The sequence below is a fragment of the Caballeronia sp. dw_276 genome (assembly GCF_018449635.1).
GTDB lineage: Bacteria > Pseudomonadota > Gammaproteobacteria > Burkholderiales > Burkholderiaceae > Caballeronia.
Genome location: NZ_JAAVUV010000005.1, coordinates 168,390 through 193,360, shown reverse-complemented (window position 1 = coordinate 193,360; position 24,971 = coordinate 168,390). Strand labels below are relative to the sequence as shown.

General features: G+C 60.8%; 24 protein-coding genes. 20 read left to right on the top strand and 4 right to left on the bottom strand.

What is annotated here, in order from left to right:
* The first annotated feature begins 189 nt into the window (after window positions 1–189).
* The 3 genes from HB633_RS12255 (at window position 190) to HB633_RS12245 (ending at window position 3,762) form a co-directional block, all read left to right on the top strand.
* Entirely contained in the window at window positions 190–1,101 is a 912-nt protein-coding gene (locus HB633_RS12255) for a colicin transporter (RefSeq protein WP_346730304.1), read from the top strand.
* Between the two features lie 86 nt (window positions 1,102–1,187).
* Window positions 1,188–1,406, top strand: a complete 219-nt coding sequence (locus HB633_RS12250) for a DUF465 domain-containing protein (protein ID WP_060856278.1) — start codon at window positions 1,188–1,190, stop codon at window positions 1,404–1,406.
* A 136-nt stretch (window positions 1,407–1,542) separates the two neighbouring features.
* A complete protein-coding gene (locus HB633_RS12245) occupies window positions 1,543–3,762 on the top strand; it encodes an ATP-dependent DNA helicase (RefSeq protein WP_255580923.1) in 2,220 nt (739 codons plus the stop codon).
* Window positions 3,763–3,852: 90 nt separating this feature from the next.
* On the opposite strand, the gene HB633_RS12240 is transcribed toward HB633_RS12245, so the two are convergent.
* Window positions 3,853–4,725 carry an outer membrane protein assembly factor BamD gene (locus HB633_RS12240; protein ID WP_213778636.1) on the bottom strand — a complete coding sequence of 291 codons (873 nt, stop codon included), beginning with the start codon at window positions 4,723–4,725 and terminating at the stop codon, window positions 3,853–3,855.
* A gap of 57 nt (window positions 4,726–4,782) precedes the next feature.
* On the opposite strand from HB633_RS12240, the gene HB633_RS12235 reads away from it, so the two are divergent.
* The 13 genes from HB633_RS12235 to HB633_RS12175 all read left to right on the top strand — a co-directional run bounded on the left by HB633_RS12235 (window position 4,783) and on the right by HB633_RS12175 (window position 19,027).
* A complete protein-coding gene (locus HB633_RS12235; RefSeq protein ID WP_213778375.1) occupies window positions 4,783–6,033 on the top strand; it encodes an RluA family pseudouridine synthase in 1,251 nt (416 codons plus the stop codon).
* A gap of 5 nt (window positions 6,034–6,038) precedes the next feature.
* A complete protein-coding gene (gene pgeF / locus HB633_RS12230) occupies window positions 6,039–6,905 on the top strand; it encodes a peptidoglycan editing factor PgeF (protein WP_213778374.1) in 867 nt (288 codons plus the stop codon).
* A 478-nt stretch (window positions 6,906–7,383) separates the two neighbouring features.
* Complete coding sequence (gene phaC, locus HB633_RS12225; protein ID WP_255580922.1) at window positions 7,384–9,213, top strand: class I poly(R)-hydroxyalkanoic acid synthase; 1,830 nt, start codon at window positions 7,384–7,386, stop codon at window positions 9,211–9,213.
* 181 nt (window positions 9,214–9,394) lie between these two features.
* Window positions 9,395–10,576: an acetyl-CoA C-acetyltransferase gene (locus HB633_RS12220; RefSeq protein WP_213778372.1), complete on the top strand. Its 1,182-nt coding sequence runs from the start codon at window positions 9,395–9,397 to the stop codon at window positions 10,574–10,576.
* A 63-nt stretch (window positions 10,577–10,639) separates the two neighbouring features.
* Complete coding sequence (locus tag HB633_RS12215; protein WP_213778371.1) at window positions 10,640–11,380, top strand: 3-ketoacyl-ACP reductase; 741 nt, start codon at window positions 10,640–10,642, stop codon at window positions 11,378–11,380.
* Between the two features lie 160 nt (window positions 11,381–11,540).
* A complete protein-coding gene (phaR, locus tag HB633_RS12210; RefSeq protein ID WP_056353687.1) occupies window positions 11,541–12,122 on the top strand; it encodes a polyhydroxyalkanoate synthesis repressor PhaR in 582 nt (193 codons plus the stop codon).
* Between the two features lie 204 nt (window positions 12,123–12,326).
* Complete coding sequence (locus tag HB633_RS12205; RefSeq protein WP_213778370.1) at window positions 12,327–12,629, top strand: type II toxin-antitoxin system HigB family toxin; 303 nt, start codon at window positions 12,327–12,329, stop codon at window positions 12,627–12,629.
* Window positions 12,630–12,635: 6 nt separating this feature from the next.
* The gene (locus HB633_RS12200; RefSeq protein ID WP_213778369.1) at window positions 12,636–13,013 is read left to right on the top strand and encodes a transcriptional regulator; all 378 of its coding nucleotides are present in this window, start codon (window positions 12,636–12,638) and stop codon (window positions 13,011–13,013) included.
* A 307-nt stretch (window positions 13,014–13,320) separates the two neighbouring features.
* Window positions 13,321–14,373, top strand: a complete 1,053-nt coding sequence (locus tag HB633_RS12195; RefSeq protein WP_213778368.1) for a tRNA-dihydrouridine synthase — start codon at window positions 13,321–13,323, stop codon at window positions 14,371–14,373.
* Between the two features lie 109 nt (window positions 14,374–14,482).
* On the top strand, window positions 14,483–15,874 hold the full coding sequence (rimO, locus tag HB633_RS12190) for a 30S ribosomal protein S12 methylthiotransferase RimO (RefSeq protein ID WP_213778367.1): 1,392 nt from the start codon (window positions 14,483–14,485) through the stop codon (window positions 15,872–15,874).
* A 22-nt stretch (window positions 15,875–15,896) separates the two neighbouring features.
* The gene (gene bktB / locus HB633_RS12185; protein WP_213778366.1) at window positions 15,897–17,084 is read left to right on the top strand and encodes a beta-ketothiolase BktB; all 1,188 of its coding nucleotides are present in this window, start codon (window positions 15,897–15,899) and stop codon (window positions 17,082–17,084) included.
* A gap of 25 nt (window positions 17,085–17,109) precedes the next feature.
* Window positions 17,110–17,751 carry a hypothetical protein gene (locus HB633_RS12180; protein ID WP_213778365.1) on the top strand — a complete coding sequence of 214 codons (642 nt, stop codon included), beginning with the start codon at window positions 17,110–17,112 and terminating at the stop codon, window positions 17,749–17,751.
* A gap of 79 nt (window positions 17,752–17,830) precedes the next feature.
* Entirely contained in the window at window positions 17,831–19,027 is a 1,197-nt protein-coding gene (locus tag HB633_RS12175; protein ID WP_213778364.1) for a cystathionine beta-lyase, read from the top strand.
* Between the two features lie 19 nt (window positions 19,028–19,046).
* Here the strand turns inward: HB633_RS12175 and serB are convergent, their stop codons facing one another.
* A complete protein-coding gene (serB, locus tag HB633_RS12170) occupies window positions 19,047–19,892 on the bottom strand; it encodes a phosphoserine phosphatase SerB (protein ID WP_213778363.1) in 846 nt (281 codons plus the stop codon).
* A 116-nt stretch (window positions 19,893–20,008) separates the two neighbouring features.
* Here serB and HB633_RS12165 point away from each other — a divergent pair, with 116 nt between their 5' ends.
* Window positions 20,009–21,226 carry a cytochrome P450 gene (locus tag HB633_RS12165; RefSeq protein ID WP_213778362.1) on the top strand — a complete coding sequence of 406 codons (1,218 nt, stop codon included), beginning with the start codon at window positions 20,009–20,011 and terminating at the stop codon, window positions 21,224–21,226.
* Window positions 21,227–21,239: 13 nt separating this feature from the next.
* Here HB633_RS12165 and HB633_RS12160 read toward each other — a convergent pair whose 3' ends face one another.
* Window positions 21,240–21,542 carry a BrnA antitoxin family protein gene (locus HB633_RS12160; protein WP_213778361.1) on the bottom strand — a complete coding sequence of 101 codons (303 nt, stop codon included), beginning with the start codon at window positions 21,540–21,542 and terminating at the stop codon, window positions 21,240–21,242.
* Window positions 21,526–21,795 carry a BrnT family toxin gene (locus tag HB633_RS12155; protein ID WP_213778635.1) on the bottom strand — a complete coding sequence of 90 codons (270 nt, stop codon included), beginning with the start codon at window positions 21,793–21,795 and terminating at the stop codon, window positions 21,526–21,528. The genes HB633_RS12160 and HB633_RS12155 overlap by 17 nt, the downstream gene beginning before the upstream one ends.
* A 334-nt stretch (window positions 21,796–22,129) precedes the next feature.
* Between HB633_RS12155 and HB633_RS12150 the strand changes: the two genes are divergently transcribed.
* The 3 genes from HB633_RS12150 (at window position 22,130) to HB633_RS12140 (ending at window position 24,939) form a co-directional block, all read left to right on the top strand.
* Window positions 22,130–23,146 (top strand): zinc-binding alcohol dehydrogenase family protein, encoded by a 1,017-nt coding sequence (locus tag HB633_RS12150; protein WP_213778360.1) that lies wholly within the window; start codon window positions 22,130–22,132, stop codon window positions 23,144–23,146.
* A gap of 171 nt (window positions 23,147–23,317) precedes the next feature.
* Window positions 23,318–23,875: a DUF6013 family protein gene (locus HB633_RS12145; protein WP_213778359.1), complete on the top strand. Its 558-nt coding sequence runs from the start codon at window positions 23,318–23,320 to the stop codon at window positions 23,873–23,875.
* A 131-nt stretch (window positions 23,876–24,006) separates the two neighbouring features.
* Complete coding sequence (locus tag HB633_RS12140) at window positions 24,007–24,939, top strand: Ku protein (RefSeq protein WP_213778358.1); 933 nt, start codon at window positions 24,007–24,009, stop codon at window positions 24,937–24,939.
* The last annotated feature ends 32 nt before the right edge of the window (window positions 24,940–24,971 follow it).

Genomic DNA, 24,971 nt, shown 5'->3' with positions numbered 1-24,971 from the left:
GTCTGCCTGCTGGCTCATCAGGGGCGTTTCCATGCCGCGCATTTCACTTGAATCCGCGCGAACACGTTTGCCGGGTTGGTGAAGCGGGGCATTTTGCCATAAATGCCGGAGGCCTCCGGCGCGCGGTGATAGAATTTCGGCATCGTAGAAGCTGCATTTCATACTTTGTCCAACACGCTGGCTATCACGTTGCCGACCTCCCGCCTTTTGTCCGTTTTGCCGACTGATCCAGTCGAATCGTTCGCCTCGACCGGCCTGACCGCATCGGGCGATGCTGTGCGTTTTTTCTCGCAATGGCTTCGTCCGCTCGCGGCCGTATCGGTCATGCTCGCTTGCGCGGGGTTTGCGCCAGGGGCAATGGCGCAGACGCCCAAGCCGATCAATCCGAATACGTCGGTCACGGAATCGCCGCTCGACGACGCTGGAGCGAACGGCGCCAATGCCGGGAGCCCGTCTGAGGACACGAACGGTTTTGGCGCGCGTCAGAAAGCGCTGGATGTGCGCAGCGAGGAAAACAACTATCGTTATGCGCTCAAGCAGCACGATTGCTACAGCGACTTTTTCGTCAATCATTGCCTCAACGCCGCGCGCGCAGCCAAACGCGACGTGAGCCAGCAGATCCGCAAGGAACAGTTGGCGCTGGACGACGAACAACGCCTCCAACACGCGCAGCAACGCGATCAGCAAACCGCGATCAAGCGCGCGCAGTACGAAGCGGACGCGCCGCAACGTGCGGCAACGGAAAAGGCGAGCGCGGAATCGTTCGCGGAGAAGCAACGCCAGAACGCACTGTCCGAAGCGCAACGCACCGCCGAAGCGCCGCAGCGCGCTCAGAACCAGGCAGCCTACGACCGCAAGCAGGCGGACTACCAGAAGAAGCTCGACGATGCCGCTGCGCGTGGCGCGCAGGACGCGCGTGATCGTGACGCAAAGGCTGAACGTTTCGAGGCGAAGCAACGCGACGCCGCCGAGCATCAGGCGGAGGTTCAGGCCCGCCAGAAGGAAGCTGCGGCGAAACAGCAGCAGCGTGCCGCTCAGGACGCCGCGGATCGTGCGCATCAAGAGCAACTCAAGCAACAGCAGCAACAACAACCGAAGTAAGCTTTCGAAAGTCTGGATGTGGACAGCAATCTCGGGCGACGCCGCCAGTCATTTCCGGCGGCTCGCCGCGACGAGAGGAGCCGAACATGCATGCATATCCTGCAGCAGCAGTGGACACGGGCACGATCCGCGAGCGTATCGGGCAGTTGCAGGCGGAGCATCATGGCCTGGACAGCCTGATCGGCAAGATGGCGGACGTGCCTGGCATCAACGAGCTGGAAATCAGGCGCCTGAAAAAGCGCAAGCTCAAGGTCAAGGACACGATCATCCTGCTGCAGTTACAGTTGGAACCGGACGCGCGCTGAAACGCCGTCACGCGATTCAGCCGCGCGTGCGTCGAACAGCTTGGCCCCACGCGCGGCAACAAAGCCCAAGCTACAAAGCAGGAACGTCCCTTTGAATTCGCCCGACAACGCCCTCACAGACAACGCGGAATCCGTGCTGAAGCCGGCCGCGAAAGCGGGTGTCGCCGACACATCGCTCTCGCTCGCGCTCGCACCAAAACGCCGCACGGAACTCGACGCGATCTTTGCCGCCGAGGGTCTGCTGGCGCGTCAAATCGATGGCTATCGTTCCCGTGCATCGCAGATCGACATGGCGCGCGCAGTCGCCGCCGCGATGGAAGCGTCCGGCCGCGCCATGCCTGAGCCCGCCATGTTCGACGCACAACGTCGCCCGGCGCGAAAGCTGGGGCCATCGGATGCGCCGGTCGTGGTTGAAGAAAACGGGGACGAGATCGGTCTCGCGACCGCATCCACAGGCGTCGATGGCGGTGAAAACACGCTGATCGTGGAAGCGGGCACGGGGACGGGCAAGACCTTTGCGTATCTCGTGCCGGCCATGTTGTGGGGCGGCAAGGTGATCGTCTCGACCGGCACCAAGCACTTGCAGGACCAGTTGTTCCAGCGCGATATCCCGACCGTGCGTGACGCGCTGGCGGTGCCGGTTTCCGTCGCAATGCTTAAAGGCCGCGCAAATTACCTGTGCCACTATTATTTGCAGCGCACCGCCGACAACGGACGCTTGCCGACGCGCCAGGACACGGCGCATCTGCAGGAAATCATCCGCTTCGCGAAGATTACGCATACCGGCGACAAGGCTGAACTCGCGAGCGTCCCGGAGAACTCGCCCGTCTGGCCGATGGTCACGTCCACGCGCGACAATTGCCTTGGACAGGAATGCCCGCAGTACAAGGAATGCTTCGTCATGCAGGCGCGGCGCGAGGCACAGCAGGCGGATATCGTGGTCGTGAATCACCACCTCTTTTTCGCCGATGTCATGCTCCGCGACACCGGCATGGCCGAATTGCTGCCGACTGCGAACACCATCATCTTCGACGAAGCGCATCAACTGCCCGAAACCGCGACGCTGTTTTTCGGCGAGACCGTTTCCACCACGCAGTTCCTGGAACTTGCACGCGATGCCGTCGCGGAGGGCTTGAGCCACGCGCGCGACTTCTCCGACTGGACGAAGCTCGGCGCCGCGCTCGAACGTGCTGCACGGGATGTCCGGCTCGCGTTCAGGGAAGATTCAGTGCGCATGTCGCTCGGCCAGCTCGCCGACGATCATCCATTATTTGATGCCCTGGAGACGCTCGAAGAACATCTCGACGCCCTCACGGCTGCACTGAACGCGCACGCTGAACGTGCTGAATCGCTTGGCGCGTTGCAGCGCCGGGCACGGGAATTACAGGGTTTGCTGGGCGGCTGGACCGCACCGCCGACGTCCGTGGAAAAAGCCGTTGCTGAAGAAAAGGAAGCGGCTGCAAAAGCCGATCCGAACGAGATGGTCCGATGGATCGAAGTGTTCTCGCACACGGTCCAGTTGCACGAAACGCCGCTGTCTGTTGCACCGATTTTTTCGAAGCAGCGCGCGGGCGTGCCGCGTGCGTGGATCTTTACATCGGCGACCTTGTCGGTGCGGGGCGACTTTACGCATTACGCCGCGCAGATGGGCCTGAACGCGCGGCGCTCCATGACGCTGCCAAGCCCGTTCGATTATCCCGAGCAAGGCTTGCTCTACGTGCCGCGTAACTTGCCGCAACCGTCCTCGCCCAATTTCACCGATGCCGTTTTCGATGCCGCTTTGCCTGTCATCGAAGCATCGAAGGGTGGCGTGTTTTTCCTATGCACCACGCTGCGCGCAGTCGATCGCATTGCGAACCGGTTGCGGGACACCATCGAGCGGCGCGGCTGGGATTACCCGCTGCTGGTTCAGGGTGACGCGAGCCGCACCGAATTGCTCGATCGTTTCCGTTCGTATGGCAACGCCATCCTGGTCGGTAGCCAAAGTTTCTGGGAGGGCGTGGACGTACGCGGCGACGCGCTTTCGCTGGTTGTTATCGACAAGTTGCCGTTTGCGCCGCCCGATGATCCGGTGTTGTCGGCGAGACTGGATGCGTTGACGAAGAAGGGCTTGAGTCCGTTCGCCGTGCATCAGTTGCCGCAGGCGGTGATCACGCTCAAGCAGGGCGCGGGGCGCCTCATTCGTGCGGAAACGGATCGTGGCGTGCTGATGATCTGCGACACACGTCTCGTCGATAAACCCTACGGCCGGCGGATCTGGCAAAGCCTGCCGCCGTTCAAGCGCACACGGGAAATAGAAGTGGTTCGCGCGTTTTTCACCGATCCGGAAACAGCGGTGGCCGAGGCGGACGAATAAGCACCGCGCATCGATTCAATCGAGCACGCAACAAAAAACCCGGCTTGGAAAAGCCGGGTTTTTTGTTTCTATGCACCGCGAATCAAACTGCTACCAGATCTGCCACCAAGACTTGTTGTCCTTGCCCGGTCGCGCCTTGCCCGTGACATACGGGCTATCCGGGAACGTGGCGGCCAGCACGCGCTTCGTGTCGCCTTCCAGTTGCGGCTGATCGAGCTTGCCGTACGACAGCATCATGATATGCAATGCATCTTCCGTCGCCGGCGCGTTTTTGTACTCGCGGATTGCGAGTTGCGCGCGGTTGATCGCAGCCACATAAGCACCACGGCGATAGTAATAATCCGCGGCATGAACCTCATGCGAAGCAAGTGCGTTCACGATATAACGCATGCGTTGCGCTGCATCCGGTGCGTACTTGCTTTGCGGATAACGGTCAACCACGACCTTGAACGCGTCGTAGGATTCGCGCAGCGACTTCGGATCGCGCTCGCTCATGTCCTGGCCGGAAAAGCGGCCGAACAGACCGAGGTCGTCGTTGAAGTGGATCATGCCTTTCAGGTAATACGCGTAGGCAATGTCCGGGTGATCCGGGTGCAGCTTGATGAACCGGTCGATGGCGGCATCAGCCGATGCGGTTTCGCCGTCTTTCCAGTTGCAGTACGCAACGTTGATCTGTGCTTGTTGCGCAAAATGTCCGAACGGGTCACGGCCTTCGAGGTTCTCGAAATACTTCGCACATTTGCCGAAGTCGCCGCCGGTCAGCGCATCCTGCGCCTCCGAGTATAATTTCCCGTTATTCCACGTTGCCGTTTCGTCAGTTTTCTCGGGCAGGCCATGGCAGCCTGCGACAATGACGGCACCCGCAGCCAGCGCAGCAACCCTGACAGACGAATTCGACGATAGCCTGATTAACTGGCGCACAGGGTTCAAAACGGTTTTCAAAGCTTGATTCACGGCTCGCATCAGTGCTTGCATTTTCTAGCTCATGCCTTTCTGGCTAATTCCCAGCTTTCAGTCTAAATGACCCGCTCAAGTACAAGTCGTACCAAAGATCGCAGCAAAGATTATAGCCCAAGCGCATCGGCCGACGACGCACGTCCGGACGATTTGACCGCATCCGCGGCGGCGTCCGGCTCTGCAACCGAAACGCACGGCACGCCTGTGTCCACCAACCTTCATGCGCGCCGCGCCGATGCCGAAACCCCGCGCACGATTGCCGTGCCGGACGAATACGCCGGCGAGCGCCTCGACAAGGTCATGGCGCGCCTGTTCCCGGAATTTTCGCGCAGCCGACTGCAGACGTGGATTGATGCGCAGCGCGTGCAGGTCGACGGCGCGCCAGCCAAGATCCGGCAACCCGTGCCGCTGGGCGCCACCATCACGCTGATTCCCGACCTGCTGCCCGAGCAGCTCGCATTCACGCCGGAACCCGTGCCGCTCGACATTGTTTACGAGGACGATGCGCTCGTGGTCATCAACAAACCGGCCGGCATGGTCGTGCATCCGGCAGCCGGAAACTGGAGTGGCACGCTGCTGAACGGCCTGCTTTATCGATACGGCGATGCTGCCGCGGGTCTGCCGCGCGCGGGTATCGTGCATAGGCTGGATAAGGAGACGTCGGGGCTCATGGTCGTCGCGCGCACGCTGGAGGCGCAGACCATCCTTACCCGCCAGTTGCAGGCGCGCACGGTGAAGCGCCGCTACGTCGCGCTGGTATGGGGGACGATGCCGGATGAAGGCACGATCGATGCCCCCATCGGCCGCGATCCGCGCGACCGTACGCGCATGGCGGTGGTGGAGAGCGCATCGGGCAAGTACGCCCGTACACATTACCGCACGATCGACCGGGCAATGTGGAACCAACAGCCCGTGTCCGCCGTGCATTGCGATCTCGATACCGGCCGCACGCACCAGATTCGCGTGCATTGCGCGCATATCCGCCATCCGCTGCTCGGCGACCCGATTTATGGTCACGCGCGCGGCAAGCGCTCGGTGCAGCCGCTGCCCGATGGTTTCAACCGGCAGGCGCTGCATGCCTGGCGTCTTGGCCTGATCCACCCTACAGCGGGCCGTGAGATAAGCTGGCGCGCGGACGTGCCGGACGATATTGAAGCGTTGGCGGCGGAATTGGGACTCGGCCGCGATGAATCAACGGATCTCGATCCGGAAGACGAGGATTTCATCGAGGAAGAAGGATACGACGCCAGCGCGCGCGGCGGCTGGGATGAGTCTCAGCCGATCGAATACGACGAAGATGACGACGAGGAGTGAGCGCGATGAGCGAGTCTTCCCGCGCGGATTTCCTGGCCCGGCCGCTTCGTCACGACAATTGCCTGTGGCCTGAATGGTCGAGCGGACCTTCCAAGGTATCGAAGCGCGTGCACGCGTTCGCGACCACGCGCAACGGCGGTGTGAGCGAAGGGCCGTATGGGGGCGCTCACGGCCGCGGCGGCCTGAACCTCGGAATGCACACCGGAGACGCACCTGAAGCGGTGCTGGAAAACCGCCGCCGCGTGGTCGAGCTGACGGGCGCGCCTGTCGCGTGGCTGGAGCAGGTTCACGGTGTGCAGATCGAAGACGCGGGCGAAGTAATCGACCGTTGTGCGGGTTCTCCCGCGCTGGCGGTCAAAGCCGATGCCGCCGCGACCGACCGCCCGGGCGTGGTCTGCGCGGTGATGGTCGCGGATTGCCTGCCAGTGCTTTTCTGCGATAGCGCCGGCCGCGCGGTCGGCGCCGCACATGCGGGCTGGAGGGGTCTTGCGGGCGGAATCGTGGAAAAGACGGCGGTGCATGTTGCCAAGCTCGCCGGCGCGCGAATGGAAAGCGTGCATGCATGGCTTGGACCGGCAATTGGACCATCGGCCTTCGAGGTCGGCGAGGATGTACTCGACGCATTCGTGAGTTCGTCCGATCCCGCGCACTGCGACACGGTTGTCGCCGCTTTCGTCCCGCGCGAGCAAAAACACAAATATCTCGCCAACCTGTACGCACTCGCCCGACTGCGGCTCGAACTGTCGGGCGTTCTGCCGCAGAACATCCATGGCGGGGCGCATTGCACGATGACCGAAGCCGAGCGGTTTTATTCCTATAGGCGGGAGCGGACAACCGGGCGCATGGCCGCGCTGACCTGGCTCGCCGACTGATCCTTTCACTGCTCTGCGCACCACGAAGCACCGGCGTCTCACCGCATTCATGTTGCGCAGCAAATTTCATTGTCCGATCGTTTGATTACATCGGGAAAACGATGATGAAAAAAATATCGCACTGCGTCAAAATCAAGTCGATGCATTGACACACCTTGCACCGTGGAGCAAGAATGTTTCACAAAAGCGCACGGCGCAAGCAAGGTCACATCATCGCGGTCGGGCGTTTGTCGGGCGATTAAAGCGCGCGGCACTTCACTCGCGATGATCCCCGACGCGGCTCCACGTCACGCCTCTATCAGCAACTCAGTCTCTCGGGACGCTTAGGTCAAACGCGGATATGGCTGCCTCCAGATCGTCTTCCTCATCTTCATCCGGTTCGTCGCGTCCTTCGGCCAAAGCTCAGGCCACGGATACAACCACCACATCCAGTACGCCATTCGGCGTGGCCGGCGCGGACCCCGCCGCCGTGCAAAAGATGTTCGAGCAATGGCTCAACACATGGCGTTCGGTCGCCGATCCTTCTTCGTGGCAAAAGCTCGCGGCACAAGCGAATCCAGGTTCGGGGTCAACAACCGCGGCGGCGAATCCGTTCGCGGCCTTCGGTGGCATCCCGGGCTTTGCGGGTTTTCCCGGCGGCGGCGGCAACATCCAATCCATGTTCCCGTCGATGCCCGGCATACCCGCCATGCCGAAGATCCCCACGGCCGCAATTGCGCCGCAACGCCTGCAGGAATTGCAGGCCAATTTCTCGCGCGACGCCACGGAATTGGTCAAGCAGGCGAGCGCGCAAAGCATTGATCTGTCGACATTGAAGGACCGGCGTTTTAGCGGCGCCGCGTGGCAGGCCGCACCGGGTTTTGCATTTGCGGCCGCATGGTACGTGCTGAACGCGCGTTACTTGCAAGAGCTTGCCGAAGCGGTCGAAGGCGATGCCAAGACGCGCGAGCGGATCCGGTTCGCCGTGCAGCAATGGGCAGCGGCGGCATCGCCGAGCAATTACATTGCGTTGAATCCGGATGCGCAGAAGGCGTTGATCGAAAGCCGCGGCGAAAGTCTGCAAAAAGGCATGATGAATCTGCTCGCCGACATGCAGCGCGGCAAGATCCAGCAAAGCGATGAATCTGGCTTCGTGGTCGGCAAGAACATCGCGACCACGCAGGGTTCAGTGGTGTTCGAGAACGACCTGCTGCAACTGATCCAGTACACGCCGCATACCGCGACCGTGCGCGAACGGCCGTTGTTGATCGTGCCGCCTTGCATCAACAAGTTTTATATTCTCGACCTGCAGCCCGAAGGTTCGCTCGTCGGCCACGCACTCGACGCCGGCCATCAGGTTTTCATGATCTCGTGGCGTAATGCCGATGCGTCGATTGCGCACAAGACCTGGGACGATTACATCGGTGAAGGCGTGCTGACGCCTATCGATGTCGTCAAGCAGATCAGCGGACGCGAGCAGATCAATACGCTCGGCTTTTGTGTGGGCGGCACCATGCTCGCGACCGCGCTCGCCGTGCTGGCCGCGCGCGGGGAACATCCGGCGGCATCGATGACCTTGCTCACCGCCATGCTCGATTTCTCGGACACCGGCGTGCTGGATGTGTTTATCGATGAACAGCATGTGAAGATGCGCGAGCAGACCATCGGCGGCAAGGATGGGACGCCGGCGGGCCTGATGCGCGGCGTCGAGTTCGCGAACACCTTCTCGTATCTGCGCCCGAACGACCTGGTGTGGAACTACGTGGTCGACAACTATCTGAAGGGCCGCACGCCTCAAGCATTCGATCTGCTTTACTGGAACAGCGATTCGACCAATCTTCCCGGGCCCATGTTTGTCTGGTATCTGCGCAACACGTATCTGGAAAACCGGCTGCGCAATCCTGGCGAGTTGACAGCGTGTGGCGAGCCGGTGGATTTGTCGCTGATCGATGTGCCCACGTTCCTGTACGGATCGCGCGAGGATCACATCGTGCCGTGGACGGCGGCTTATGCGTCCGCGCCATTGCTCACCGGGCCGCAGACGTTTGTCCTCGGCGCATCGGGGCATATTGCGGGCGTCATCAACCCGCCGTCGAAGAACAAGCGCAGTTTCTGGAAGCTCGACACGGACGATAAAACCCTTCCCGAAAACGCCGACGACTGGTTCGAAGGCGCGACCGAGCATCCGGGAAGCTGGTGGACCGCCTGGACCGCGTGGCTCGATGGTTACGGCGGCAAGAAAGTGAAGCCGAAGCCGGCGCTGGGATCCGAGGATTTTCCGGTGATCGAGCCGGCGCCGGGACGCTATGTCCTGCAGCGGGACCAGTGAGCGGCATGCGGACCAGACCCGATTGCATTTCAGCCGCGACGGGTCAACAGTAGGCGGGTAATCACGCATGACGCGGGCGCTGTTCAGCGCGCCGCGTGCATCGTCAGAAAAACGGCAAGCGGGCTACAGGCGCGGCCCCCTGAGGCGGGCCACCACTTTCGATTCTCAAAGGAAACTGAAAATGACAGACGTAGTGATCGTATCGGCCGCACGGACGGCAGTCGGCAAATTCGGCGGGTCGCTGGCAAAGATCGCCGCGCCTGATCTGGGCGCAATCGTGCTGCGCGCGGTGCTGGAGCGCGCAAACCTCAAGCCGGAGCAGATCAGCGAGGTGATCCTCGGCCAGGTGCTCACGGCCGGCTCAGGCCAGAATCCGGCACGTCAGGCGCTCATCAAGGCGGGATTTCCGAACGCGGTTCCGGGCATGACCATCAACAAGGTGTGCGGCTCGGGCCTGAAGGCCGTGATGCTTGCGGCGAACGCGATCATTGCCGGCGATGCCGACATCGTGGTCGCGGGCGGCCAGGAAAACATGAGCGCGGCGCCACACGTGCTGCCGGGTTCGCGGGATGGTTTCCGCATGGGCGACGCCAAGCTGATCGATTCGATGATCGTCGATGGTTTGTGGGACGCGTTCAATTCCATCCATATGGGTGTGACCGCGGAAAACGTCGCGAAGGAATACGGCATCTCGCGCGCGGACCAGGACGCGTTCGCGGCCTTGTCGCAGAACAAGGCGGAAGCGGCGCAGAAGTCGGGCCGTTTCGACGATGAAATCGTGCCCGTCGAGATTCCCCAGCGCAAAGGCGACCCCGTGCGCTTCGCCACCGATGAATTCGTGCGCCACGGCGTGACGGCGGAATCGCTGGCATCGTTGAAACCGGCGTTCTCGAAGGAAGGCACCGTGACCGCGGCCAATGCGTCCGGCTTGAACGACGGCGCCGCTGCAGTGATTGTGATGTCGGCCAAAAAAGCGGATGCGCTCGGCCTCACGCCGCTCGCGCGCATCAAGGCGTACGCGAACGCGGGCGTTGATCCGAAGGTCATGGGCATGGGCCCGGTGCCGGCATCGAAGCGCTGTCTGGAGCGCGCGGGCTGGTCCGTCGGCGACCTGGACCTGATGGAAATCAACGAAGCATTCGCCGCGCAAGCGCTCGCGGTGCATAAGCAGATGGGCTGGGATACATCGAAGATCAACGTGAACGGCGGGGCGATCGCAATCGGCCATCCGATTGGTGCGTCCGGCGCGCGAATCCTGGTCACGCTGCTGCACGAAATGCAGAAACGGGATGCAAAGAAAGGGCTGGCGTCGCTGTGCATCGGCGGCGGCATGGGCGTGGCGCTCGCACTCGAGCGTCCGTAGGGAGGCCGTGCGAACGGGCACGGTGCGCTGTACCAGCGCGCATAACGATAAACGGAGCGAGCAATGACTAAACGAGTAGCGTATGTAACGGGTGGTATGGGTGGCATCGGCACGAGCATCTGCCAGCGGTTGCACAAGGACGGCTTCACGGTCGTCGCGGGTTGCGGGCCGAATTCGCCACGCCGGGTCAAATGGCTCGAGGAACAGAAAGCGCTCGGCTACGAGTTCATCGCGTCGGAAGGCAATGTGGGCGACTGGGAGTCGACCAAGAATGCTTTCGACAAGGTCAAGGCAGAAGTCGGCGAGATCGACGTGCTGGTGAACAACGCCGGCATCACGCGGGACGTGGTGTTTCGCAAGATGACGCACGAAGACTGGACGGCGGTTATCGATACCAACCTGACGAGTCTATTCAACGTGACGAAGCAGGTGATCGATGGCATGGTCGAACGCGGCTTTGGGCGCATCATCAATATTTCGTCGGTGAACGGCCAGAAAGGGCAGTTTGGCCAGACGAACTATTCGACGGCGAAGGCCGGCATTCACGGCTTCACAATGGCGCTCGCCCAGGAAGTGGCGACCAAGGGTGTGACGGTCAATACGATTTCGCCGGGGTATATCGGCACGGACATGGTGAAGTCGATCCGACCGGACGTGCTGGAGAAGATCGTTGCGACCATTCCGGTGCGCCGGCTCGGACGCCCGGAGGAAATCGGGTCGATCGTGGCGTGGCTGGCATCGGAGGAATCGGGTTTCTCGACCGGCGCCGACTTCTCGTTGAACGGCGGCCTGCACATGGGCTGAGGGTGCGAGGCACCGCGCGCAGCAGAACGTGGAGACCTTGCGCGCCGTGTCACCCGTACCGTACCCGGCGCCCACTACGAACCGGTGGCTTCCCAGCGTTGAAAGCGAAAGCGCATGAAGTCCGCCGGCACAGTTTGAGTTTTGCGTTTAAAGGCGTTACATGACCACTACAAAGAAATCCGCCGAACGGCTCATAAAAAAATATCCGAATCGCCGGCTCTACGATACCGAAACCAGCACCTACATCACGCTCTCCGACGTCAAGCAGCTCGTGCTCGACCAGGAAGAGTTCAAGGTGATGGACGCCAAGTCGTCCGAGGACCTGACGCGCAGCATCTTGCTGCAGATCATCCTTGAAGAAGAGAGCGGCGGGCTGCCGATGTTCTCATCGGTCATGCTTTCGCAGATCATCCGCTTCTATGGCAACGCCATGCAGGGGATGATGGGCACGTACCTGGAGAAGAATATCCAGGCGTTCATCGATATCCAGCACAAGCTGACCGATCAGTCGAAGGGTTTGATCGATGGCGGCAATGGCACGCAGCTGAATCCGGAAGTCTGGTCGCAGTTCATGAACATGCAGGCGCCCATGATGCAGGGAATGATGACGAGTTACATCGAGCAATCGAAGAACATGTTCGTGCAGATGCAGGAGCAAATGCAAAACCAGGCGAAATCGATGTTCAGCACGTTTCCGTTTCCAAATCCGCCGGGGACGGGTGGGACTGGGGAGAAGAAGTAGGGGAGATGTCGTACGGTAGTGGCGTGGGGTGCCGCAGCTTACTTAGCGTAAGTTGCGGGTGCCGTGCGTTCCGACTTGATTTCCCGAACTGATTTCAACAAGTCCGACTTCAATTGTTCCGGCCTGAATCCACGCTTTACCGTTTCACGTAACTGTTCTGGCTACGTCTTTACATAGTCCCAAATTGGGACTACGATCTGACTCATGCAAATCCTTGCCAAACCAACCATTCTACGGTTTTGTCAAAAACACCCGAAGGCAAAGCAGCAAGCCTTGGCATGGCACGACGAAGTCGCAAAAGCCAAGTGGGTGAGTCCGCAGGACATCAAGAACCGCTATGCCTCCGCTAGCTTTGTTGGACGAAACCGCGTGGTGTTCAATCTCAAGGGCAACGAGTACCGGTTAATCGTTGCTGTTGCATACCGGATCGGTGCGGTCTATATCAAATTCATAGGCACGCATGCAGAGTACGACAAGATTGACGCGGAAACCGTGGAAATGGAGTAATCAATTATGGACATTCGGCTGTTACACACCGAGGAAGACTATCGCGCCGCGTTAGCGGAAGCGTCGACCCTTGTTGACATTGACCCGGAACCCAATACGCTGGAAGGCGACCGCCTGGAGTTGCTCGGAGTCCTCATTGGACGCTATGAAGATGAGCATTTTCCGCTTGAACGGCCTGATCCAATCGAAGCGATCAAGTTTCGAATGGAGCAGGAGCAACTGTCGATCGCGGATATGCAGGAATACATAGGCGGCGCAAATCGCGTTTACGAAGTGCTGGCTGGCAAGCGCGCCCTGACTCTCGCAATGATCCGCCGCTTGCACGAAGGCTTGCACATTCCTGCGGAAGTCTTGATCCGTGAACCGATTAGAGCGGGTAAGTAGACGCTGCTCTAAAAGGACGCGGGACGGCATGGGAATCAGCGGTCGACTACACGGCTTTTTCATTTGCCACCGCGCAGTACAATACAGGTCTACCGCGCAACGCCCGCGGCGGATTCTCGTCCTGCGGCAGATGCTGCGCCGCTGCGCTAGTCAATTCGTGCTCGCCCGGCTCGCCCAAAGCCGTGTGACATCCATATCGCCAGGTCGCAACATGTCCCGCATCACCATGCTCGTCATCCCAAAAGCCGGCCTTGTTGCGCTCGCATAACCACAAGAGTCGCAAACGCAGCTCAGGCGGGGCTCCCGCATGAGCCAGCTGTTTCTCGCGCCTATGGAAGGCCTGGCGGACTACGTGCTGCGCGACGTGCTGACCAGCACTGGTGGATTCGACGGCTGCGTGTCCGAATTCGTCAGAGTCACGGGTTCGGTGCTTCCTCGTAGTGTCTACGAGAGAGAGGCGCCCGAAGTCCTCCGCGGAGCTCGTACATCCAGCGGCACGCCGATGGTGATCCAGTTGCTCGGCAGCGATCCTGACTGGATGGCGCTGAATGCGGCCATGGCCTCCAGTGTGTCGCCACATGGAATCGATCTGAACTTCGGTTGTCCCGCCAATATCGTCAACCGGCACGGCGGCGGCGCGATGCTTCTGGCACATCCTGAACAACTAAACCGGATCGTTTCGTCCGTTCGTGCAGCGGTGCCTGCCGGCATCGCCGTGACAGCAAAAATGCGGCTGGGTGTATCCGATACTTCGCTCGCCATCGACTGCGCCACGGCGTTGGCCGAAGGCGGCGCTGCTTCCCTTGTCGTGCATGCCAGAACACGTGACCATGGCTATCGGCCGCCGGCCCACTGGGAGTGGATCGCGCGTATCGACGCCGCCGTGGACGTGCCGGTCGTGGCCAACGGAGAAGTGTGGACCGTGGCCGATTGGGAACGATGCCGTGCGGTCAGCGGCTGCGCGGACGTGATGATCGGGCGCGGCGCCGTCTCGGATCCGTTCCTTGCGTTACGCATCCGTGGATTGATGGACCGGACGCCTTCCGGCGAGGAATGGCCGGCCGTGCTGGGCCAACTCGCCGATTACCTGAGAAAACTGCAGCTCCGCGTTGCGGTCCGCCACGAGCACGGACGCGTCAAAAAGTGGCTCAGCTATCTCAAGCGGACCTGGCCGCAGGCTGAAGAACTGCACGCAGCCATCCGGCGCCTGCATGATTCGTACGAGATTATTGAGGTGATCGAGCGCGCCCTGGCGTGCAATCACTCGATGCCAGCACGGCAGCGCGCGGCAGCCGGTCTCCTCGACCACGCAACGCCGTGCTCCTTGGCCGACTGCGCCATCGCGGGCACGGTACAATGAGTGGTTGCGTGCGCGGGACGCCTTTAATCCTCACGGACGTCAGGGCCCTTAGCCTTGCCGCACCGTCCCCATTTGTCGCCATCGTCACCGCTATACGCCGGACCCACTTATGTCGCAGACTATTTCCCCCGCCGTGCCGACTCCTTCGGCCCCCAAAGTTGGATTCGTTTCGCTCGGTTGCCCTAAAGCCTTGGTCGATTCCGAGCAAATCATCACCCAGCTGCGCGCCGAAGGTTACGAGATTTCCAGCTCCTACGACGGCGCCGATCTTGTCGTGGTGAACACGTGCGGTTTTATCGATGAAGCCGTGCAGGAAAGCCTCGACGCCATCGGTGAAGCGCTGCACGAAAACGGCAAGGTGATCGTGACCGGTTGTCTTGGCGCGAAGAAAAGCGCCAGCGGGACGGGCCTGATCGAGGAAGTGCATCCGAAGGTGCTGGCGGTGACCGGTCCGCACGCGACCGCCGAAGTCATGATCCACGTGCATCAGCATTTGCCCAAGCCGCACGATCCGTTCATCGATCTGGTGCCGCCGGCCGGGATCAAGCTCACGCCGCGCCATTACGCGTATTTGAAGATCTCCGAAGGGTGTAATCACCGCTGCACGTTCTGCATCATCCCGTCGATGCGCGGTGACCTGGTTTCGCGTCCCATCGCCGACGTGATGCTCGAAGCGGAAAATCTCTTCAAATCCGGCGTCAAGGAATTGCTCGTGATTTCGCAGGACACGAGCGCGTATGGCGTCGATGTCAAATATCGCACGGGTTTCTGGAACGGCAAGCCGGTCAAGACGCGCATGACGGATCTCGTCGGCGCGCTCGGTGAGCTCGCGGCGCAATATGGCGCGTGGGTTCGCCTGCATTACGTGTATCCGTATCCGAGCGTGGATGAAGTGATTCCGCTGATGGCCGAAGGTCCGCTGAAAGGCCACGTGCTGCCGTATCTCGACGTGCCGTTCCAGCACGCGCATCCCGAAGTGCTCAAGCGCATGAAGCGCCCGGCGAACGCCGAAAAGGTGCTCGAACGCGTGCAGAAATGGCGCGCGATGTGCCCGGACCTGACGATCCGCAGCACGTTTATCGCGGGATTCCCAGGCGAGACGGAAGAGCAGTTCCAGACGCTGCTGGACTTCATTCGTATCGCGGATCTGGATCGTGTAGGTTGTTTCGCGTATTCGCCGGTCGAAGGTGCGACGGCCAATGAACTCGACGGCGCGTTGCCCGACGAAGTCCGCGAAGAACGCCGGGCGCGGTTCATGGAACTGGCCGAGGAATTATCGGCGGAACGCATGAAACGCAAGGTCGGCAAGACGCTGAAAGTGCTCGTCGATGAACTCAGCGCTGAAGGCGGCGTCGGACGTACTGCGGCGGATGCGCCGGAGATCGATGGCGTGGTGTATATCGAACCCGCGAAAAAGGCGTCCAAACGATACAAGGCTGGCGATTTCGTGTCCGTGAAAATTACCGGCGCCGATGGCCACGACCTGTGGGGCGAAGTTTAAGAAGCTGGATAAAGGAGCTTTCATGACGCAGCGTGAAGTGGTGGTGGTCAGTGGTGTACGGACTGCAGTCGGCGATTTCGGCGGTGCGCTGAAGGACTTCAGCCCGACCGATCTCGGCGCGCGTGTGGTGCGCGAAGTTTTATCGCGGGCGGAATTGTCTGGCGATGACGTTGGCCATGTCGTGTTCGGCAACGTGATCCAGACCGAGCCGAAGGACATGTATCTGGCGCGGGTCGCGGCTTTGAACGGCGGCGTCACGCAACACGCGCCGGCCTTGACGGTCAACCGGCTGTGCGGATCGGGCCTGCAGGCGATCGTTTCCGCCGCGCAATCCATCTTGCTGGGCGACACGGATATCGCCATTGGCGGCGGCGCGGAAAGCATGAGCCGCGCGCCATACCTCGCGCCGGCCGCTCGTTTCGGCCAGCGCATGGGTGACGCACGACTTATCGACATGATGCTCGGCGCGCTCCACGATCCCTTCGACTCCATCCACATGGGCGTGACCGCCGAGAACGTCGCGGCGAAGTACGGCATTTCACGCGAGATGCAGGATGAGCTCGCGGTGGAATCGCACAGACGGGCGGCGCGGGCTATCGAAGCGGGATATTTCAAGGAGCAGATTCTGGCGGTGACGCAGAAGTCGAAGAAAGGCGATATCGTCTTCGATACCGATGAACACGTCCGCATGAACGCCACGCCTGGCGATTTCTCGAAGCTCAAGCCGGTGTTCGCCAAGGAAAACGGCACGGTGACGGCGGGTAATGCATCGGGCATCAATGACGCAGCGGCGGCCGTCGTGTTGATGGAGCGCAACGAAGCCGAAAAACGCGGCCTGAAACCGCTCGCGCGTCTGGTCTCGTACGCGCACGCGGGCGTTGATCCGAAATACATGGGCATCGGACCGGTTCCGGCTACGCAAAAAGCCTTGGACCGCGCCGGATTGACGGTCGCCGATCTCGATGTGATCGAAGCGAACGAAGCGTTTGCGGCGCAGGCGTGTGCGGTATCGAAGGAACTCGGGCTTGACCCCGCAAAGGTCAATCCCAACGGTTCTGGCATTTCGCTCGGCCACCCGATTGGCGCGACCGGCGCGCTGATCACCGTGAAGGCGCTGTACGAATTGCAGCGCACGGGCGGCCGGTACGCGCTGGTGACCATGTGTATCGGCGGCGGCCAAGGGATCGCGGCAATTTTTGAACGTGTTTGAGTTGGGACTGAGTAGAGATCATTCGATGACGCAATTGAAAGTGGCAGCAGTGGCGCTTGCAGCGCTGGTGCTCGCCGGATGCAATTCCCCGATGCCGCCCGATGGATCGCGCGCCGTTTCCGCAGCGCGCGCCGCTGCCACGCCGGGCGATCTGGGCCTGCGGGCGCCGGGAACTTCTGAGGCGATCGAAACGCTGGCATTGCCGCCCGCCAAACCGCTGACGCCGAATCCGGCGTTCGCGCGGTTCCCAGTGTACGTGGGCACGCTTGGTGGCAGACAGATCGAGATGAAGCTCGGCGCGAAGACCGACGAAGCGTCGGGCGTGCATGGCGAATACCGGTTTACCGGAAGCCCGACGGTCACCGTGGTCGCGGGGGACCGCGACGGCGATACGCTGGAAATCGAAGAGTCGACCGACGGCACGCATATCACGGGCAACTGGGTCGGCAAATTTGCAGCGGATGGCAGCGTGTCCGGCGAGCGCATGAACGCCGACGACTCCAACCCGATTCCCTTCGACCTGAAGCCAGTCGGCGCCGGATTGCCGCCCGCGGCCGGTTCGGCTGCGCCAAAAGCGCCGAAGCCTGTCGCGCCATCGCTCGAAGCCGCACCTTCAACGCCGAACAACGCGGTGGGCGGGACGAGCAACGTGATCATCGGCGAGTGATTCCGGACCTCGCCGCAGAGCGTCATCGGCTTTCCGCGATGACGCTTTTTTCTTTCAGCCAAGACCAAGCAGGACAACCATGACCGATACCAGCCACTCGTCGAAACAACGCAGCTTGCAGACCCGCATCGTTCATCCCGAGGATAAGTTGACGCCCGGTTTCGAGTCGTTTTCGGTCCCGGTCACGCGTGCATCGACGGTCGTGTTTCCCGATCTCGCGACCATGCGCGCGCTCGTCTGGCACGACGACAGCCAGTGGCGCTATGGCCTCCACGCCACGCCGACATCGCTTGCATTGGCACAGCGGCTCGCCGTGATCGAAGGCGGCCAGCATGCGTTGCTGGCGCCGTCTGGACTATCGTCCATATCGAATGTGTATTTCGCGCTCGTCAAATCCGGCGATCACGTGCTGATTCCCGATAACGCGTATTCGCCCAACCGCGAGCACGCCGACTGGCTCGCTAATGATTTCGGACTCGAAGTGACGTATTACGATCCGCTGATCGGCGCGGGTATCGATGCGTTGATTCAGGCGAACACCAAGTTGATCTGGCTGGAGGCGCCGGGTTCGGTGACCATGGAAGTGCAGGACGTGCCGGCCATTGCGAAAGTTGCGCGCGCACGTAACGTGCTGACCGCGATCGACAACACTTATTCCGCCGGTCTTGCTTTCAAGCCGTTCGAACATGGCGTCGACATCTCGGTCCAGGCGCTGACGAAGTACCAGTCGGGGGGAAGCGACATCCTGATGGGCGCAATCATCACCGCCGATAAACCCCTCCACGCCCGGATCAAAAGTGCGCGGATGCGCATGGGTATCGGCGTGTCTTCGGACGATTGTTCGCTCGTGCTGCGTAGTTTGCCGAGCATGAAGATCCGCTTCGAAGCGCATGACCGCACGGCGCTTTCGCTTGCGCGCTGGCTGAAGACGCGTCCGGAAATCACGGCGGTCTTGCATCCGGCTTTGCCGGATTGTCCTGGACACGAGTTCTTCGAGCGTGACTTCACGGGCGCGGGCGGCCTGTTCTCCATGGTCTTCGATCAACGCTACAGCCCGGCGCAAATCGATACCTTCGTTGAAGCGCTCGAAAATTTCGCGATTGGCTGGAGCTGGGGTGGCGCGAACAGTCTTGCCATGCCGTACAACATCAAGTCGATGCGCACCGCCGGCGACTGGCCGCACGAGGGCGTGCTGGTGCGCTTGTATATCGGGCTGGAAGATGAAGCCGATTTGCGCGCGGATCTTGAACGCGCGCTTGACGGACTGCGTGGCTGAAATCAGATAACAGCGGCGCTCAGAACAGTTTCAACAGACCATCCATTCCCACGAAATTCAGCGCGAGCGTCGCCGCTTCCCGTACTACCGGCTTCGCCCTGAACGCCACCGATAACCCCGCTTCCGCCATCATCTTCAGGTCGTTCGAGCCGTCGCCCATGGCGATGGCGCGCTTCGGATCAATACCAAGCTTAGCGCACGTTTCGCGCAACGTCCGCGCTTTCACCTCGGCGTTGACAATCTCGCCCGTCACTCGACCGGTCAGTTTTCCATCGATAATTTCAAGCGTGTTCGCGCGCGTGAAATCGAGTCCAAGCCGTGCCTTCAGCTTTTCCGTGAAGAACGTGAAACCGCCGGAAACCAGCAGTGTTTTCAAGCCCGCGGCACGCGCGCCCGCAAGCATGACTTCCGCACCCGGCGACAAGCGCAGCCGTTCCTCGTAGACGCGTTCGAGCGCGCTTGCATCCAGTCCTTTCAGCAACGCAACGCGTCGAGTCAGGCTTTCGTTGAAGTCCTTGATCTCGCCGCGCATCGATGCTTCCGTGATCGCCGCGACCTCGGCTTTCAGCCCGCAGAAGTCCGCGATTTCATCGATACATTCGATCGTGATCAGCGTCGAATCCATGTCCATGGCAACCAGACCGAAGTCGGCCAGACGCGTTTCAGGCGCCACGAATGCGTAGTCCAGCCGATGTGTGCCGCAGTAGGCATCGATGTCGGGACGCTGCAGCGGATCAGCGCCGCTTAACCGTAGCACCGTGCCGTCCGCTGCCGTGCGTTCCGTTTGCCGCGAGCGGGCGAGGGCGGCGAGCGGTTTCAGGTGGGTATCGGCGATCGGGTCCAGGCTTTGGATGACGAGGTTCATGGCGGGCGGCGGGAAATTTAAGCAGCGAAAGACCGACATTGTAATGGTCCCGACCGATGGCGGACGCCGGTGGGCCGCCGCTATCATTAACGTCAAAAGATATTACGGAGACCCGCATGACCCCGACCGAACGCGCACGTGCCTTCGATCTTCGCCAACTTGACGCCGCTTTCTATGCAGATCCGTACCCGGTCTACGACGCATTGCGCGCGACCGAGCCGATCAAAAGAATGCCTGACGGCTCGCTTTTTCTCACGCGCTACAAAGACGTGCAGGCGGTGTATCGCGATCCGAAAACCTTCAGTTCGGACAAGACGGTGGAGTTCGGCCCGAAGTACGGCGCCGATACACCCTTGTTCGCACACCACACGACGAGCCTTGTTTTCAACGATCCGCCGCGTCACACGCGCGTGCGCAAACTCATTGCGGGCGCGCTGACCGCACGCGCGATTGCCGCGATGGAACCTGGCCTTGTGCGTCTTGTCGATGATCTGCTGGACCAGGCCGCAGGACGCGTTGAGATCGATCTGATCGGCGAGTTTGCATCGGCGATTCCGGTTGAAGTGATCGGCAACCTGCTGGATGTTCCCCACGATGAGCGCGCACCGTTGCGCGACTGGTCACTCGCGATTCTCGGCGCGCTGGAACCGGCGCTCACGGCGCAGCAGCATGAGAAGGGCAATCGCGCGGTGACGGAATTCATCGACTATCTGGTGACGCTGGTTGCACGTCGCCGAAAAAATCCCGGTGATCCGCAGCACGATGTCCTGACGCGACTGATTCAAAGCGAGTCTGACGGCGAAAGACTCGACGAGGCCGAACTGCTGCACAACTGCATCTTCATTCTGAACGCCGGGCACGAGACGACCACGAACCTGATTGGCAACGGCATCGTCTTGCTCGCGCAATGGCCTGAGCAACGCGCACGGCTTTTGGCGCGGCCTGAGCTGATCGAAAGCACGATCGAGGAATGTCTGCGCTACGAAAGTTCGAATCAGCTCGGCAACCGGATTGCAACGGCGGATACGCGGATCGCGGATATCGACGTAGCACGCGGCACGCCGGTAACGCTTTGCATTGGCGCGGCGAACCGCGATCCCGACCAGTTCGACCAAGCCGATAAATTCGATATCTCCCGCGAGCCTAACCGGCACCTTGCGTTCGGATTTGGCATTCATCAGTGCGCGGGGTTATCGCTCGCGCGCCTTGAAGCACGGATTGCGATCGGGCGGTTCGTTGCGCGCTTCCCTGCGTTTCGGCTGGCCGGCGAGCCATTGCGCGCTCCACGCGCCCGGTTTCGCGGCTTTTTGGAGGCACCGGTTTCGGTGAAATGACCGGCCGAAACCTTCAGCTCATCAGGCCATGCGACATGGCGTAGTGGCGCAACGCGGCGTTCATGCGTGTTTGCCAGCCGTCGCCTTGCGCCTTGTACGCGTGGACGACGTCCGGATCGATGCGCAACTTGACCGGCAGCTTCGGGTTTTCAAGCTTCGGCCGTCCGCGCGGACGCAATAGTTCCTGCGCACGTTCCTCTCCGTAAAGCTCCGGCAATACTTCGGCGGCGGGTCGTGCGCGGGCGAAGTCCGCATCGCCCCATTCCGGATTGTCGTCCGGCGCGTGTTCGTTGCTTTCTTTAATGTGCTTGTTCATATCTCTTTATCTCGCGAGGATTTGCTTTTCGCAGGCTGATCACGTGCATTTTGCCGCCGCGTGGCGTGAAAACCAGCATGTGCAGCCGCCCTTCGATCAAACCGAATACCTGGAAGCGCCGCTCCTCATAAACCTTCCGGATGTCTTCGACAATCAGCGCCTTCGTCAAGTCAAGATCCCGTACAGCCTCGAAAGACAGGCCACGCTCCCGGATGTTCGTCTCGTTCTTTAACGCGTTGTACGAGATTGGCATTAATAATGTACCCCCAAAAAAGTGGATGTACAAGATTTATTTTGTACACCCATAAATAGCGAACCGTGTATTTTGTAAAGCCCTTTTCGATGACCGATTTCAAATAATCTGGTTACCGGAGGCCCCTAAAAATCAGCAGATTCCTATTTCTATTCTTTCGAGATAAACGATGGATTGGTCCTATGCCGGTTGGCCGGCAACGTCAGGTCGCGCTAACAATCTTCGTTCTTTGGAAGAAGATGTTTTATCGATTACCGTGGTTCTCCGCGAAGCTGAAAGCCCATAAGATGGGCCCATACCTTGCAGCGCATGCTCAACCTCAAAGGAGCCACCAATGAAAGCCATTGCCCTGACCCGTTACCTGCCGATTTCCAATCCGGAATCGTTGAAGGACGTGGAAATCGATAAACCCACACCAACCGGTCACGATTTGTTGGTGAAGATCGAAGCCATCGGCGTAAATCCGGTCGATACGAAAGTTCGCGCGCCGAAGGACAAGGTCGAGGAGTCGCCGCGCGTGCTCGGCTGGGATGCGTCCGGCACGATCGAAGCAGTCGGCCCCGACGTCACGCTCTTCAAGGCCGGCGATCCGGTGTTCTACGCAGGCAGCATCACGCGGCCGGGCACGAACAGCGAGTTCCATCTCGTCGATGAACGCATCGTCGGCAAGAAGCCGGCGTCGCTCGATTTCTCGCACGCCGCCGCGTTGCCGCTGACCACGATCACCGCGTGGGAAGCGCTGTTCGACCGGCTGGGGGTATCGGCTGAAGGGAAGGATGCGGGCAAGTCGGTGCTGATCGTGGGCGGCGCAGGCGGTGTGGGTTCGATCGGCATTCAGCTCGCAAAGAAAGTGGCGAAGCTGAAGGTGATCGCGACCGCATCACGGCCGGAGTCGGCGAAATGGGCGACCGAATTGGGCGCGGATCATATCGTCGATCACTTCGGCGACATGCCGAAACAATTGAAGAAAGCCGGCTTCGAGCAAGTGGATTACGTGCTGATCTTCAACGATACCGACAAGCATTTCCCCGCGGCCGCGGCTGTCATCGCGCCGCAGGGTGGCATTTGCACGATCGTCGAAAACAGTAATCCGATTCCCGTCGAATTGCTGAAGGCGAAGAGCGCTGCGTTCCATTGGGAATTCATGTTCACGCGTGCGATGTTCGGCACGCCGGACATGGTCGAGCAACACAAGTTGCTCAACGAAGTGGCGCGACTGATAGACGCAGGCACGATCAAGACGACGCTTGGCCGCGATCTCGGCAAGATCAACGCGGCGAACTTGCGCGAGGCGCATCGCCTTCTGGAAGAAGGGCGGGCGATCGGCAAGATGGTGATGACCGGGTTCTGATTCGCCGGCCGAATCGATTGGTCGTTGCATTGCATGCCGCGTACGCCGCGGGTTTCCCATGAGAAGCCCGCGGCGCGCGTCGCGCTAGACTGGACGCGCCTCACGCGCGGTCCGAGCCTCCTCGGCGCCGGTACGTTCCTTTGCGTGACGGCTGCAAACGGAGGGCAACGCATGATCGTTCGTACGAGTTTTGCCCAGCATCGCTTGCCTGCGGGCATGGTGCTGGCGCTGTGCCTTCTCATTTCGCCGGCGCATGCAACGCCGGGCATCAAGGTGATGTCGGAAGTCGCCAATGACGGTCCGATCAAATATACGGTCAAGATGGCGTCGAAGGCGTGGGGCAACGAGCAGGAAACCCGCACAATCCGCTCGGGCCAGACCGATGACTTTACGTGGCAGAGCAATCCTCCAGGCGGTGCGCAGAACGTGCCCGACGCGTGCCCGGACGTGGGGTCCATTCGCAACGCCAGTGGCATGACGGTCCGTCAGGTAAAGATCCGTTTTTCGGCGGTGATTGCAAGCAACGGCGACGCCGACGTCCAGTTGAATTTCCAGGGCCACACGCCGCGCGCCGCGACGCCGGTGACCGTGTCGGGCAAGAAGCTGCAATGTCCCTCCGATAATTCCTTCAGTCAGATGATGCATTTCACGATGCCCACCGGCGGCGCCGAGAAATCCGTCACGCTCAGCGACGGCACAAAGCTCACCGTCAGCGCGAGCCGCAAGTAAAAACCCGCAGCTTGCGGCGCTGTTCCATCTGGCACGTTTTCTGCGGGGTGATGACGATCCGCGCCCGTCGGCGCGGGCCAAAACCGTCAACCGCAACGCCGATAAACCGCTCGTCGGAAGGTCACAGCGCGATGCCACACATGATCTGGAAAGGCGCAATCAGCTTCGGGCTGGTCCACGTCCCGGTGCAGCTTTATCCGGCCACGCAGTCGGAGAAGGTGGGCTTCAATCTGCTCGATAAACGCTCGATGGATCCCATCGGCTACAAGCAGTTCAACAAGAACACCGGCAAGGATGTGACGCGCGAGAACATCGTGCGCGGTTTCGAGTACGAAAAAGGGAAATACGTCGTGATGAGCGACGCTGAAATCCGCTCGGCCAATCCCGAATCGACGCAGACCGTCGATATCCTCGCGTTCGTCGAGGCGCCGGACATCTCGTTTCTTTCCCTCGATACCCCGTACTACCTCGCGCCCGATCGCAAGGGCGAGAAGGTCTATGCGCTCCTGCGAGATGCGCTCAAGCAGTCGGGGAAGGTCGGAATTGCGAGCGTGGTACTGCATAACAAGCAGCATCTGGCCGCGCTGATTCCGGTCGGCCCCGCGCTCGCGCTGAACACTTTGCGCTGGGCAGATGAAGTGCGTGATTTCGACCAGTTCAAGCTGCCCGACGAAGACCCGAAAAAAGCCGGCGTCACGCCGAAAGAGCTTGAAATGGCCCAGCGCCTGATAGACGACATGAGCGACTCGTGGAACCCGCACGATTACCACGATACGTTCCGTGAAGACATCATGGCGCTCGTCGAGAAGAAGGTGAAGGAGGGGCACACGGAGGAGGTATCCGAAGTCGACGAAGGCAAGCCAAGCAAGTCATCGGCGGAAATTCTGGATTTGTCGGAGTTGCTGAAACGCAGCTTGAAGAAAGGCAAGCCCGCAACGAAGCCCGCAGCCAAGCGCGGCGCCAAAGCCGTCGCCAGTGAAAGCGACGACGCGGCCGACGCCGAAGAACCCGCGGCCGCTGCAAAACCCGCACGCAAGACGGCCACGCGCCGCAAACGCGCATAAGCGCCCAGCAGTCCAACAGCCAGGCGAACCCT

Coding starts and splice junctions, on each gene's coding strand:
- rimO (WP_213778367.1), top strand. CDS start 14,483: ATGTCGCAGACTATTTCCCCCGCCGTGCCGACTCCTTCGGCCCCCAAA.
- HB633_RS12215 (WP_213778371.1), top strand. CDS start 10,640: ATGACTAAACGAGTAGCGTATGTAACGGGTGGTATGGGTGGCATCGGC.
- HB633_RS12180 (WP_213778365.1), top strand. CDS start 17,110: ATGACGCAATTGAAAGTGGCAGCAGTGGCGCTTGCAGCGCTGGTGCTC.
- HB633_RS12250 (WP_060856278.1), top strand. CDS start 1,188: ATGCATGCATATCCTGCAGCAGCAGTGGACACGGGCACGATCCGCGAG.
- HB633_RS12175 (WP_213778364.1), top strand. CDS start 17,831: ATGACCGATACCAGCCACTCGTCGAAACAACGCAGCTTGCAGACCCGC.
- HB633_RS12235 (WP_213778375.1), top strand. CDS start 4,783: ATGACCCGCTCAAGTACAAGTCGTACCAAAGATCGCAGCAAAGATTAT.
- serB (WP_213778363.1), bottom strand. CDS start 19,892: ATGAACCTCGTCATCCAAAGCCTGGACCCGATCGCCGATACCCACCTG.
- phaR (WP_056353687.1), top strand. CDS start 11,541: ATGACCACTACAAAGAAATCCGCCGAACGGCTCATAAAAAAATATCCG.
- HB633_RS12140 (WP_213778358.1), top strand. CDS start 24,007: ATGCCACACATGATCTGGAAAGGCGCAATCAGCTTCGGGCTGGTCCAC.
- HB633_RS12240 (WP_213778636.1), bottom strand. CDS start 4,725: ATGCGAGCCGTGAATCAAGCTTTGAAAACCGTTTTGAACCCTGTGCGC.
- HB633_RS12165 (WP_213778362.1), top strand. CDS start 20,009: ATGACCCCGACCGAACGCGCACGTGCCTTCGATCTTCGCCAACTTGAC.
- HB633_RS12220 (WP_213778372.1), top strand. CDS start 9,395: ATGACAGACGTAGTGATCGTATCGGCCGCACGGACGGCAGTCGGCAAA.
- bktB (WP_213778366.1), top strand. CDS start 15,897: ATGACGCAGCGTGAAGTGGTGGTGGTCAGTGGTGTACGGACTGCAGTC.
- HB633_RS12160 (WP_213778361.1), bottom strand. CDS start 21,542: ATGAACAAGCACATTAAAGAAAGCAACGAACACGCGCCGGACGACAAT.
- HB633_RS12145 (WP_213778359.1), top strand. CDS start 23,318: ATGATCGTTCGTACGAGTTTTGCCCAGCATCGCTTGCCTGCGGGCATG.
- phaC (WP_255580922.1), top strand. CDS start 7,384: ATGTTCGAGCAATGGCTCAACACATGGCGTTCGGTCGCCGATCCTTCT.
- HB633_RS12205 (WP_213778370.1), top strand. CDS start 12,327: ATGCAAATCCTTGCCAAACCAACCATTCTACGGTTTTGTCAAAAACAC.
- HB633_RS12155 (WP_213778635.1), bottom strand. CDS start 21,795: ATGCCAATCTCGTACAACGCGTTAAAGAACGAGACGAACATCCGGGAG.
- HB633_RS12200 (WP_213778369.1), top strand. CDS start 12,636: ATGGACATTCGGCTGTTACACACCGAGGAAGACTATCGCGCCGCGTTA.
- pgeF (WP_213778374.1), top strand. CDS start 6,039: ATGAGCGAGTCTTCCCGCGCGGATTTCCTGGCCCGGCCGCTTCGTCAC.
- HB633_RS12150 (WP_213778360.1), top strand. CDS start 22,130: ATGAAAGCCATTGCCCTGACCCGTTACCTGCCGATTTCCAATCCGGAA.
- HB633_RS12195 (WP_213778368.1), top strand. CDS start 13,321: ATGAGCCAGCTGTTTCTCGCGCCTATGGAAGGCCTGGCGGACTACGTG.